At 58.9% G+C, this 12,689-nt stretch carries 8 protein-coding genes; 3 read left to right on the top strand and 5 right to left on the bottom strand.

The annotated features are described in order from the left end of the window. Positions 1-30 precede the first annotated feature (30 nt). Complete coding sequence (gene rpsL / locus ACQZ5K_RS09190) at positions 31-402, bottom strand: 30S ribosomal protein S12 (protein ID WP_003507760.1); 372 nt, start codon at positions 400-402, stop codon at positions 31-33. Between the two features lie 526 nt (positions 403-928). On the opposite strand from rpsL, the gene ACQZ5K_RS09185 reads away from it, so the two are divergent. The 3 genes from ACQZ5K_RS09185 (at position 929) to ACQZ5K_RS09175 (ending at position 2,768) form a co-directional block, all read left to right on the top strand. Then, a complete protein-coding gene (locus ACQZ5K_RS09185; protein ID WP_448740194.1) occupies positions 929-1,222 on the top strand; it encodes a transcriptional regulator in 294 nt (97 codons plus the stop codon). 11 nt (positions 1,223-1,233) lie between these two features. Further along, positions 1,234-1,584: a VOC family protein gene (locus ACQZ5K_RS09180; protein ID WP_448740193.1), complete on the top strand. Its 351-nt coding sequence runs from the start codon at positions 1,234-1,236 to the stop codon at positions 1,582-1,584. Positions 1,585-1,682: 98 nt separating this feature from the next. Further along, positions 1,683-2,768 carry a helix-turn-helix transcriptional regulator gene (locus ACQZ5K_RS09175; protein WP_448740192.1) on the top strand — a complete coding sequence of 362 codons (1,086 nt, stop codon included), beginning with the start codon at positions 1,683-1,685 and terminating at the stop codon, positions 2,766-2,768. A gap of 139 nt (positions 2,769-2,907) precedes the next feature. Here ACQZ5K_RS09175 and rpoC read toward each other — a convergent pair whose 3' ends face one another. From rpoC to rplJ, 4 genes are all read right to left on the bottom strand, one after another. Continuing rightward, complete coding sequence (gene rpoC, locus ACQZ5K_RS09170; protein WP_080816633.1) at positions 2,908-7,116, bottom strand: DNA-directed RNA polymerase subunit beta'; 4,209 nt, start codon at positions 7,114-7,116, stop codon at positions 2,908-2,910. A gap of 184 nt (positions 7,117-7,300) precedes the next feature. Beyond that, on the bottom strand, positions 7,301-11,437 hold the full coding sequence (gene rpoB / locus ACQZ5K_RS09165) for a DNA-directed RNA polymerase subunit beta (RefSeq protein WP_448740191.1): 4,137 nt from the start codon (positions 11,435-11,437) through the stop codon (positions 7,301-7,303). A 263-nt stretch (positions 11,438-11,700) separates the two neighbouring features. Further along, positions 11,701-12,081 carry a 50S ribosomal protein L7/L12 gene (gene rplL / locus ACQZ5K_RS09160; RefSeq protein ID WP_003523726.1) on the bottom strand — a complete coding sequence of 127 codons (381 nt, stop codon included), beginning with the start codon at positions 12,079-12,081 and terminating at the stop codon, positions 11,701-11,703. Between the two features lie 59 nt (positions 12,082-12,140). Beyond that, positions 12,141-12,659 carry a 50S ribosomal protein L10 gene (rplJ, locus tag ACQZ5K_RS09155; RefSeq protein ID WP_003523725.1) on the bottom strand — a complete coding sequence of 173 codons (519 nt, stop codon included), beginning with the start codon at positions 12,657-12,659 and terminating at the stop codon, positions 12,141-12,143. Positions 12,660-12,689 lie beyond the last annotated feature (30 nt).

Here is a 12,689-nt window from a genome sequence, read left to right as displayed (position 1 = left end):
GCGCAGCGCCGGAATTTGTTTAAACCCGAATTACTTCGGACGCTTCGCACCGTACTTGGAGCGGCGCTGCTTGCGGTTCTTGACGCCCTGGGTATCGAGAACACCGCGGATGATGTGGTAACGCACGCCCGGCAAGTCCTTTACGCGGCCGCCGCGGATCATGACCACGGAGTGTTCCTGAAGGTTGTGACCTTCGCCCGGAATGTAGCCGATGACTTCGAAGCCGTTGGTGAGGCGGATCTTGGCAACCTTACGCAGAGCCGAGTTCGGCTTCTTCGGGGTCGTCGTGTAAACGCGGGTGCAAACACCACGCTTCTGCGGGTTTTCCTGAAGAGCAGGAACCTTGTTGCGCTTTACCTGTGCCTGGCGAGGCTTGCGGATCAGCTGGTTTACGGTAGGCATATAACCATCCCTTGCAAAAACTACTTTAGCCACCCTCACGGGTGGCGGCTATGCCGTTGCCGGCGACGATGCACGCATATATCCTCATGCGCAAAACGTGGCCCGATCCGTTTTCACGGATGGACCACCAAGAGCAGAGGACACCGGATGAGGCGTCTTGCGTGCAACATTCGTGTCTTCTACGTGCAATGGAGACCCGTTTGAGATGATGTTCGGGAAAAAGGTTACCGAACGGCCAGCACCCACAGAGGCTCCGATGGCGGGCGTACTACTGTTTTAGCCAGCTTTCGTCAAGGGTGAATCCACATTTTGCGCCGCCACCCATGGCCGCAAAGCCCACGTCCGGGCCATTTCCAACCCGCTTTAACATAAGTCGGCGCAGAAGGCAGCGATTTTGACCTCCACGCTTTGGCTTTTCATAAAATCCGTCTATTGATTCCCCATGGCGGGCCAGAGCGGCTCCGCCATGGGCGGGACCGATTCCCTCGGCCCGCATCACAGCAACGACAGATCAAGGAACCGCGTCATGAGCACCCTCCCCGACAACGACAACGGACGCGACGAGCCGATGGTCTTCATTGTCATCGGCAAGGCTTACGAAACCGACAATTCCGACGGTATCGACATTCACGTCATCCTGCGGGCGCCGGACGACGATACCGCCGTGCGCGAAGCGCTGAACGCGCTTTCCGAGGAAGGTTTCATCGAAGCCGATCTCGACCAGATCGGCATGCTGACCGAAGTGCCGGATGAAGAGCCGCACGCCTCCGCCTATCAGGGCGCGCTTGAAGGCGAAGTCGCCATCATCCGCTTCGCCTGAGGCGCAGGTCCGTGGCGGTAAGACGCGTCGTCGCCAACATCGCAACGCCGGAACCCGCGCGGGCTCAGGCGTTCTATGGCGATATTCTCGGCATGACCGTCGCCATGGACCACGGCTGGATCCTGACCTATGCCAGTCCGCTCGAAGCCGGGGCGCAGGTCAGCTTCGCAAGCGAAGGCGGCTCCGGCGCGGCAGTGCCGGACCTTTCCATCGAGGTCGATAATTTCGAAGAGATTCACGAAAGAATCCTGAAAGCGGGCTTGCCGATCGACTATGGCCCGGTTACCGAGGCCTGGGGCGTGCGCCGGCTGTTTCTGCGCGATCCCTTTGGCAAATTAGTCAATATATTAAGTCACTCATAGATTATATACTTTGAATACAATAGTATTATTAGATTATACGTTGAACAACGCCGAAATATGAGGTTTAAATAGCCCCGACACAGGATTCCGGTGGCGGGTTGAATACTATATTGTCGGCAGACATTATCGATGACATTTATGAGGCAGCGCTTTTCCCCGATCGTTGGGCACAGGTCATTGCCGCCATCGGCCACCGGCTGGATTTCTGGGGTGGCGCCCTTACCTGGGGCAAGGGTGAAGAAGAAGCCTGGCTCTACACGCCCAATTTCCAGGAACTGATGCAGGCCTTCATGGATGGCGGCTGGAACCGCCGAAACGACCGCCTCACCCGCGCGATCCGTGAGGGACAATTTTCCTTCGTGCAGGATTTCGATGTTTTCACCCATGATGAATGGGCCGGCCTGCCGATCGTGCGCGATTTCCTGATACCGCGTGGACTGGGATATGGCGCGGCCACCCAGGTTGCGCCGCCCGACCATCCGGCAATGACGGTGCTTTTCGAACGCAAGCTCGATAGCGGCGTCATAGGGCCGGAAACCATGGCGGCGCTGGACCGGCTGAGACCGCATATTGCCCGCAGCCTCACGCTGGCAACCCGGCTGCAACGGCAGAAAGCCGATGCCATGACGCTTGGACTGAACGCCATCGGGGCGCCGGCGGCGGTGCTTCAAGCGAGCGGACGTGTGCTTTCCGCAAACGACATGTTTCTCTCCCTCAGGAAATGTATTTCCACCCGCGCCCACGACAGGATCGTGATTGCCGACGAAAGAGTGAACCGGCTGCTCTATAAGGCGCTTGCCGGGCATAATATCAGCTCGTTCCCGCTGCCGACCGGCGAAGACCGGTCCTGCATCCTCCACGTCATACCGTTGCGCAGGAACGCACTGGATCTGTCCCCGAAAGGCTGCGCCATCGTGCTGATATCGCAACCCATGGGTACCGTCGCCGACGCGACCTCACTGCTAAAGGGGCTTTACGACCTCACCAGGGGCGAGGCCCGTGTGGCGCTGGAAATCATGAAGGGGCTTTCGCTTCCCGCCGTGGCGAAACAATTGCAGATTTCCCACGAAACGGTGCGCAGCAACGCCAAGTCGATCTATGCGAAGACCGGCAGCACCGGCCAGACCGATCTCGTTCGCCGGCTTTCCGTCCTCACCCGTTATAACATCCGCGAACAGGGCTGAGCCCGCCGCACGTGGCTGGAGACGTCGCCCGACCGCAAAAGCGACAGACCCCTATCCGCACAAACAAAAACGCCCGGATTGCTCCGGGCGTTTTGTTCTGAACTTTGGCGGGCTTCGCAAAGCCCCTGCCCTTCCCGCCTTATTCGGCGGCCGGAGCCTGGTCCGTCATGTCCTGCAGCATCTGGTTCGCAGAACCTGCACCGGTGCCCTTGCGGCGTTCCTCGAGAATGAGGTCGTCGCGCGAGGTGGCGATGCGGCGGATCTGCGTCATGGTGCCGCCGGTGCCGGCCGGGATGAGACGGCCGACGATGACGTTTTCCTTGAGGCCCTGCAGCGTGTCCGTCTTGCCGGCGATCGCAGCTTCCGTGAGAACCTTGGTGGTTTCCTGGAAGGATGCGGCCGAGATGAAGGACGGCGTCTGCAGCGAAGCCTTGGTGATGCCGAGCAGAACAGGATCGCCGTAAGCCGGCTTCTTGCCCTCTTCGATCAGACGGTCATTCATGTCGTCCAGCTCGATACGGTCGACATTGTCGCCGACGATATACTGGCTGTCACCAGCATCGGTGATCTCGACCTTCTGCAGCATCTGGCGAACGATCACCTCGATGTGCTTGTCGTTGATCACAACGCCCTGCAGTCGGTAGACTTCCTGGATTTCGTTCACGAGGTAGGAAGCCAGAGCCTCCACGCCCTTGATCGCCAGAATGTCGTGCGGCGCCGGGTTACCGTCGAGGATGTATTCACCCTTTTCGATATAGTCGCCTTCCTGAAGGTGGAAGGGCTTGCCCTTCGGGATCAGGTATTCGACCGGCTCGACGCCGTCTTCCGCAGGCTCGATCATCACGCGACGCTTGTTCTTGTAGTCGCGGCCGAGGCGGATCGTACCATCGATCTCAGCGATGATGGCGTGGTCCTTCGGACGACGGGCTTCGAACAGTTCGGCAACGCGCGGCAGACCGCCGGTGATGTCCTTCGTCTTGGCGCTTTCCAGCGGCGAACGTGCAAGCACGTCACCCTGGGAGACCTTCGCACCCGGCTCGACCGACAGGATGGCGTCGACCGACAGCTGGAAGCGGGCTTCGCCACCACGGGCAAGCTTCGCAACCGCACCGGAAGCGTCCTTGATGACGATAGCAGGCTTGAGGTCAGAACCGCGCGGCGTCGAACGCCAGTCAATGACCTGACGCTTGGTGATGCCGGTGGATTCGTCGGTCGCTTCCAGAACGGAGAGACCATCGACGAGGTCTTCGAAGTGAACGGTACCTTCCACTTCCGTCATCATCGGACGGGTGTAGGGGTCCCACTCTGCAAGACGCTGACCGCGCTTAACCTTGTCGCCATCGTCCACGAAGATCTTCGAACCGTAGGCCACACGCTGCGTGGAACGTTCCGCGCCGCGCTCATCGAGGATCGTAACGGACATGTTACGGCCCATGGCGATGAGAACGCCTTCGGAGTTCCGCAGGATGTTGCGGTTCTTGATCTGGATCGTGCCTTCATACGAGGCTTCGAGGAACGACTGGTCGACCACGTTTGCCGTACCGCCAAGGTGGAACGTACGCATGGTGAGCTGCGTGCCCGGTTCACCGATAGACTGTGCGGCGATGACGCCGACGGCTTCGCCCATGTTGACAGGCGTACCGCGTGCAAGGTCGCGACCGTAGCAGACGCCGCAGACGCCGATCTGCACTTCGCAGGTAAGCGCCGAGCGGATGCGGACGGACTGGATGCCGGCCTTTTCGATGGTCGCAACGTCGGCTTCGTCGATCAGCGTTCCAGCCTTGACGATGTTCTCGCCGGTGACCGGATTGTCGATGTCATCCAGAGCCGTACGGCCGAGGATACGCGCGCCGAGCGAGGCAACGACCTGACCGGCATCGACGATGGCGGTCATGGTGAGGCCCTTGTCGGTGCCGCAATCCCTGGAGTTGACGATGCAATCCTGCGCGACGTCGACGAGACGACGGGTCAGGTAACCCGAGTTCGCGGTCTTCAGGGCGGTGTCTGCAAGACCCTTACGGGCACCGTGGGTCGAGTTGAAGTACTCGTTAACGGTCAGGCCTTCCTTGAAGTTCGAGATGATCGGCGTCTCGATGATTTCACCCGACGGCTTCGCCATCAGGCCGCGCATGCCGCCCAGCTGACGCATCTGGTTCGGAGAACCACGAGCACCCGAGTGGGACATCATGTAGATGGAGTTCATCGGCTTCTGGCGGCCCGTTTCCGGATCGAACTCGACAGCCTTGATGCGTGCCATCATTTCTTCGGCGACCTTTTCGGTTGCCTTGCCCCAGGCGTCGACAACCTTGTTGTACTTTTCGCCCTGGGTGATGAGACCATCATTATACTGCTGTTCGTATTCCTTCACGAGAGCTTCGGTGTCGCCGACGATCTTCACCTTGCTGTCCGGAATGACCATGTCGTCCTTGCCGAACGAAATGCCGGCGCGGCAGGCATGGGCAAAGCCGAGCTGCATGATGCGGTCACAGAAGATGACCGTGTCTTTCTGGCCGCAATGACGGTAGACCGTGTCGATCATCTTGGAGATGTTCTTCTTGGTCATTTCCTGGTTGCAGACGTCGAAAGGCACGTTGACGTTCTTCGGCAGAAGTTCGCCAATCAGCATACGGCCAGGGGTCGTTTCATGGATCTTCGAAACCGGCTTGCCATCGGCATCCACGGTCTTGAAGCGGCCGCGGATCTTGGCATGCAGCGTCACGACCTTGTTTTCAAGCGCGTGATGCAGCTCACCGATGTCGGAGAAGGCCATGCCTTCGCCCGGCTCGTTCTGGTTCATGATCGACAGGTAATACAGACCGAGAACCATGTCCTGCGAAGGAACGATGATCGGGTGGCCGTTTGCCGGATGCAGGATGTTGTTGGTCGACATCATCAACACGCGCGCTTCCAGCTGGGCTTCCAGCGAAAGCGGAACGTGAACAGCCATCTGGTCACCGTCGAAGTCGGCGTTGAAGGCCGTGCAGACGAGCGGGTGCAGCTGGATGGCCTTGCCTTCGACCAGCATGGGTTCGAAAGCCTGGATACCCAGACGGTGCAGCGTCGGTGCGCGGTTCAGGAGAACCGGATGCTCGCGGATGACCTCGTCGAGGATATCCCAGACCTCAGGCTTTTCCTTTTCAACCAGCTTCTTGGCCTGCTTGACGGTTGAGGAGTAACCCTTGGCGTCGAGGCGGGCGTAGATGAACGGCTTGAACAGTTCGAGCGCCATCTTCTTCGGCAGGCCGCACTGGTGCAGCTTCAGTTCCGGACCGGTCACGATGACCGAACGACCGGAATAGTCGACGCGCTTGCCGAGAAGGTTCTGACGGAAGCGGCCCTGCTTGCCCTTGAGCATGTCGGAGAGCGACTTCAGCGGGCGCTTGTTGGCACCCGTGATGACGCGACCGCGACGGCCGTTATCGAACAGCGCATCGACGGATTCCTGCAACATACGCTTTTCATTGCGGATGATGATGCCAGGTGCGCGAAGCTCGATCAGGCGCTTCAGACGGTTGTTACGGTTGATGACGCGGCGATAGAGGTCGTTAAGGTCGGACGTCGCAAAACGACCGCCATCCAGCGGAACCAGCGGACGCAGGTCCGGCGGAATCACGGGAACGACCTTCATGATCATCCATTCCGGGCGGTTGCCGGATTCCATGAAGTTCTCAACGATCTTCAGGCGCTTCATCAGCTTCTTCTGCTTGAGATCAGACGTGGTCTCAGCAAGTTCGGCACGCAGGTCGCCAGCGATCTTTTCGAGGTTCATCGAAGCCAGCATCTCATAGATGGCTTCAGCGCCGATCATGGCGGTGAACTGGTCTTCGCCGAACTCGTCAACGGCGATCATGTACTCTTCTTCAGACAGAAGCTGGTTCTGCTTGAGCGACGTGAGGCCAGGCTCGGTGACGATGTAGTTCTCGAAATAGAGAACGCGCTCGACATCCTTCAGCGTCATGTCGAGCAGGGTCGAGATACGCGAAGGAAGCGACTTCAGGAACCAGATGTGGGCAACCGGCGCTGCGAGCTCGATATGGCCCATGCGCTCACGGCGAACGCGCGACAGCGTGACTTCGACGCCGCACTTTTCGCAGATGATGCCCTTGTACTTCATGCGCTTGTACTTACCGCACAGGCACTCATAGTCCTTGATCGGTCCGAAGATACGCGCGCAGAAAAGACCGTCACGCTCAGGCTTGAACGTACGGTAGTTGATGGTTTCCGGCTTCTTGATCTCGCCGTAGGACCACGACAGGATTTTTTCCGGCGAAGCGATCGAAATCCGGATGGAATCGAAATGCTGCGCAGGCACCTGAGGATTGAAAAGATTCATGACCTCTTGGTTCATGCCTTGTCTCCTTGAGAGGCTAGCTGCTGCCCCTGTTTGCATCTGGACCGGCTTCTTCCCGGGTCACCGTCCAGAGCTTTAAATACGGATTTAACCGCACAATGCGGCGAAAGTGTCCCGAGCCGGCCAATACCCGCCCCGGGAAACCGGCAGGCGCCCTTGCAGGCGCCCGCCTCTCTCAATTTTATTCCGCCGCGTCAGGCAGCTGGTCTTCCGGCTGGTTCTCGATCTTCGAGTTTTCCAGCTCGACGGACAGGCCGAGCGACCGCATTTCCTTGACGAGAACGTTGAAGCTCTCGGGAATACCGGCTTCGAAGGTGTCGTCGCCACGGACGATCGCTTCGTAAACCTTGGTGCGGCCAGCCACGTCGTCCGACTTGACGGTGAGCATTTCCTGCAGCGTGTAAGCTGCGCCGTATGCTTCCAGAGCCCAGACTTCCATTTCCCCGAAGCGCTGTCCGCCGAACTGCGCCTTGCCGCCCAGCGGCTGCTGGGTAACGAGCGAGTAAGGACCGATCGAGCGAGCGTGGATCTTGTCGTCGACAAGGTGGTTCAGCTTAATCATGTACATGTAGCCGACGGTGACCTTGCGGTCGAACGGCTCACCGGTACGACCGTCGTAAAGGACGGACTGACCGGATTCATGCAGACCTGCCTTCTTCAGCATCGCGGCAACGTCAGGCTCATGCGCCCCGTCGAAAACCGGCGTCGCGATGGAAACACCGCGCTTGGCTTCCTCGGCAAGCTTGACGAGCGAGTCGTCGTCAAAACGCTGAACCTCGTCATTGGCTTCAGACGCGTAGATTTCCGTCAGCTCGCTGCGAAGCTCGCTGATGTCCATCGTCTTGCGATACTCTTCGAGCATCTCGCCGATCTTCTTGCCCATGCCTGCGCATGCCCATGCGAGGTGGGTTTCGAGGATCTGGCCGACGTTCATGCGCGAAGGCACGCCGAGCGGGTTCAAGCAGATGTCGACATGCGTGCCGTCTTCGAGGAACGGCATGTCCTCGACAGGAACGATACGCGAGACGACGCCCTTGTTACCGTGACGGCCGGCCATCTTGTCGCCCGGCTGGATCTTGCGCTTAACAGCAACGAAGACCTTGACCATCTTCATGACGCCCGGAGGCATTTCGTCGCCGCGCTGGACCTTTTCGACCTTGTCCATGAAGCGCTGTTCAAGGCGCGACTTGGATTCATCGTACTGGCCACGAAGCGCTTCGAGTTCGGACTGAGCCTTCTCGTCTTCGACCGCGAACATCCACCACTGCGAGCGGGGATATTCGGAAACGACGGCGTTGGAAAGCTCGACGCCCTTCTTGAAGCCCTTCGGACCGGCGATGGAAACGTGGCCACGCAGCATGTCGATCAGACGGCCGTAGACGTTACGGTCGAGGATCGCCTGCTCGTCGTCGCGGTCCTTCGCCAGACGCTCGATCTCTTCGCGCTCGATAGCCATCGCGCGCTCGTCCTTCTCCACACCGTGACGGTTGAAGACGCGGACTTCCACGACCGTACCGAACGTGCCCGGAGGCATGCGCATGGAAGTGTCGCGAACGTCGGACGCCTTTTCACCGAAGATGGCGCGCAGAAGCTTTTCTTCCGGCGTCATCGGGCTTTCGCCCTTCGGCGTGATCTTGCCGACGAGGATGTCGCCCGGCTGAACTTCGGCACCGATGTAAACGATACCGGCTTCGTCGAGGTTCTTCAGCGCTTCTTCCGAAACGTTCGGAATGTCGCGCGTGATTTCTTCCGGACCAAGCTTCGTGTCGCGCGCCATCACTTCGAATTCTTCGATGTGGATGGAGGTGAACACGTCGTCGGAAACGATACGCTCCGACATCAGGATCGAGTCTTCGTAGTTGTAGCCGTTCCAGGGCATGAACGCGACGAGCGCGTTGCGGCCGAGAGCCAGATCGCCGAGGTCGGTCGACGGACCGTCCGCAATGATATCGCCCTTGGAGATGTTGTCGCCGACGGAAACCAGCGGACGCTGGTTGACGCAGGTGTTCTGGTTCGAACGCTGGAACTTCTGCAGACGGTAGATATCAACACCGGACTTGCCGGCATCGAGGTCTTCCGTGGCGCGGATAACGATACGGGTCGCATCCACCTGATCGACCACACCGCCACGACGGGCTGCGATGGCAGCGCCGGAGTCACGGGCGACGATCGGCTCCATGCCGGTACCGACGAACGGTGCCTCGGCGCGCAGAAGCGGAACGGCCTGACGCTGCATGTTCGAGCCCATGAGAGCGCGGTTGGCGTCGTCGTTTTCCAGGAACGGAATGAGAGCCGCTGCGACCGAAACGAGCTGCTTCGGCGAAACGTCCATCAGGTTGATGTTGTCACGCGGTGCGAGCATAACTTCGCCCGAGTGACGGCAGACGACGAACTCTTCCGAGAACGAACCGTCTTCATTGAGCGGCGCGTTGGCCTGCGCGACGTAATACTTGGCCTCTTCCATGGCGGAGAGGTAGATCACGTCGTTGGTCACCTTGCCGTCGACGATCTTGCGGTACGGGCTTTCGATGAAGCCGTACTTGTTGACGCGGGCGAAGGTTGCAAGCGAGTTGATCAGACCGATGTTCGGGCCTTCGGGCGTTTCGATCGGGCAAATACGGCCGTAATGGGTCGGGTGAACGTCGCGGACTTCGAAGCCGGCGCGCTCGCGGGTCAGACCACCCGGTCCAAGAGCCGAAAGACGGCGCTTGTGGGTGATTTCCGAAAGCGGGTTCACCTGGTCCATGAACTGCGACAGCTGCGAGGAACCGAAGAATTCGCGAACGGCGGCGGCTGCCGGCTTGGCGTTGATCAGGTCCTGCGGCATCACGGTGTCGATTTCGATCGAGGACATACGTTCCTTGATCGCACGTTCCATGCGCAGAAGGCCCAGACGATACTGGTTTTCCATCAGTTCGCCGACAGAACGGACACGGCGGTTGCCGAGGTTGTCGATGTCGTCGATTTCGCCCTTGCCGTCGCGCAGTTCGACCAGCATCTTGACGACGGCGAGGATGTCTTCCTTGCGCAGCGTGCGCACGGTGTCTTCCGCATCGAGGTCGAGGCGCATGTTCATCTTGACGCGGCCGACGGCCGACAGGTCGTAACGCTCTGCATCGAAGAACAGCGAGTTGAACATCGCTTCCGCCGATTCCATGGTCGGCGGCTCACCCGGACGCATGACGCGGTAGATGTCGAACAGGGCTTCCTGACGGTTCTCGTTCTTGTCGGCAGACAGCGTGTTGCGGATATAGGCGCCAACATTGACGTGGTCGATGTTGAGGACCGGAATCTCGTCGAAGCCGGACTGCAGGATGAGACCGAGGGTCTTCTCGTCGATTTCGTCGCCGGCTTCGAGATAGATTTCACCCGTCTCGTAGTTGACGATGTCTTCGGCCAGATAGTTGCCGTAGAGGTCCTCGTCGGTCGCCTTCAGTGCCTTCAGGCCCTTCTCCGTCAGCTGACGGATCAGGCGCGGGGTCAGCTTCTTGCCACCTTCGACCACGACTTCGCCGGTATCGGCGTCGATCATGTCGGTGATGACCTTGGCGTTCTTCAGCGTCTCGGGCTGGAACGGAATGCGCCAGCCGTCACTGTCGCGCTCATAGGAAGCCTTGGTGTAGAAGGTCGACAGAATGTCTTCGCCATCCATGCCAAGCGCCATCAGCAGCGAGGTCACGGGGATCTTGCGGCGACGGTCGATACGCGCATAGACGATGTCCTTGGCGTCGAACTCGATGTCGAGCCAGGAACCGCGATAGGGGATGACGCGGGCAGCGAAGAGCAGCTTGCCGGAAGAATGGCTCTTGCCCTTGTCGTGATCGAAGAACACGCCCGGCGAACGGTGCATCTGCGAAACGATGACGCGCTCGGTGCCGTTGACGATGAACGTGCCGTTATTGGTCATGAGCGGCATGTCGCCCATGTAGACGGACTGTTCCTTGATGTCCTTGATGGACTTCGCGCCCGTATCTTCATCGATATCGAACACGATGAGGCGCAGCGTCACTTTCAGCGGCGCAGCATAGGTCAGATCGCGCTGACGGCATTCCTCGACGTCGAACTTCGGCGCTTCGAATTCGTAGGACACGAATTCAAGCATGGAGGCGCCGGAAAAATCGGTGATCGGGAATACGGATTTGAATACGGCATTCAATCCCTCGTCGGGACGGCCACCCTTGGGCTCGTCAACCATGAGAAACTGGTCGTACGAAGCCTTCTGAACCTCGATGAGGTTCGGCATTTCCGCTACTTCTGGAATTTTGCCGAAAAACTTGCGTACGCGCCTGCGACCGTTAAACGAAAGGGTCTGAGCCATCGTCGCTCCTTTAAAAATTGCATCCGGGCCTGCAACGGACGGGAACCGATGGCCAGTCGATCCCGTCAAGCAATGGGTGTCATCAATCTCGTTCCACATCCCGGATCGATCAGGCCGGATTGCCTAGATGAGCCGGTTCGGAACCATTCTCTTGAAGAACCCATTACCCAAAAGCCATTTTCACGCGGCTTTTGGGTAATGAGTTTTAAAAACGATGACGACGGAAAGGGGCATGAAGCCCCTTCCCGCCAGTAATCGCAAGATTACTTAACGTCGACCTTAGCGCCGGCTTCTTCAAGCTTCTTCTTGAGATCAGCAGCTTCAGCCTTGGAAACAGCTTCCTTGACAGCCTTCGGAGCGCCTTCAACGAGGTCCTTGGCTTCCTTCAGGCCGAGGCCCGTGATAGCGCGGACTTCCTTGATGACGTTGATCTTGTTGGCGCCAGCGTCAACCAGGATCACGTCGAATTCGGTCTTTTCTTCTTCAGCAGCAGCAGCAGCGCCTGCACCGCCAGCAACAGCAGCAACAGCTACCGGAGCAGCAGCGGAAACGCCCCACTTTTCTTCGAGAAGCTTGGACAGTTCTGCAGCTTCCAGAACGGTCAGCGAGGAGAGGTCGTCTACGATCTTTGCGAGATCAGCCATTTTGATAGTTCCTTTTGTTCAGTTCGAACCAGTTTGAATATTTACAGCGAAAAACCGCCTTAAGCGGCTTCGTCCTTCTTGGCGTAAGCCGAGAACACCCGTGCCAGCTGGCTTGCAGGTGCGGCGACAACCGTAGCGACGCGGGTTGCCGGGGCATTGAGAAGGCCCAGCAGCTTTGCGCGCAGCTCGTCCAGCGAAGGCAGGGTCGCAAGCGACTTGACTGCTTCGGCGTTGAGCGTGGTTGCACCCATGGCGCCACCGAGAACAACGACCTTGTCGTTGGTCTTGGCGAAATCCATGACGACTTTCGGAGCGATCATCGGGTCGACGCTGTATGCAATCAGCGTCTGGCCCTTGAAGAGATCTGTCATCCCTTCCGACTCCGTGCCCTGAAGAGCGATCTTGGCCAGGCGGTTCTTCGCGACCTTGACGGTGCCTCCGGCAGCGCGCATCTTCGAACGGAAGTCGTTCATCTGCGCAACGGTGACACCAGCATAGTGGGCCACGACAACCGAACCGGAAGCCTTGAAGACTTCGTTCAGCTCCGTGACGAATTCGCGTTTTTCCGCTCTTTCCACTGTCTGTCTCCAGTAGACGGGACCACATGA

Source organism: Agrobacterium sp. 22-226-1 (genome assembly GCF_053522345.1).
This window is presented reverse-complemented; position numbering and strand designations above follow the sequence as displayed.

Bases quoted from the DNA above. Each gene is read 5' to 3' on its own strand.
- rpsL (WP_003507760.1), bottom strand. From the start codon at position 402: ATGCCTACCGTAAACCAGCTGATCCGCAAGCCTCGCCAGGCACAGGTA.
- rplL (WP_003523726.1), bottom strand. From the start codon at position 12,081: ATGGCTGATCTCGCAAAGATCGTAGACGACCTCTCCTCGCTGACCGTT.
- rpoB (WP_448740191.1), bottom strand. From the start codon at position 11,437: ATGGCTCAGACCCTTTCGTTTAACGGTCGCAGGCGCGTACGCAAGTTT.
- rpoC (WP_080816633.1), bottom strand. From the start codon at position 7,116: ATGAACCAAGAGGTCATGAATCTTTTCAATCCTCAGGTGCCTGCGCAG.
- ACQZ5K_RS09185 (WP_448740194.1), top strand. From the start codon at position 929: ATGAGCACCCTCCCCGACAACGACAACGGACGCGACGAGCCGATGGTC.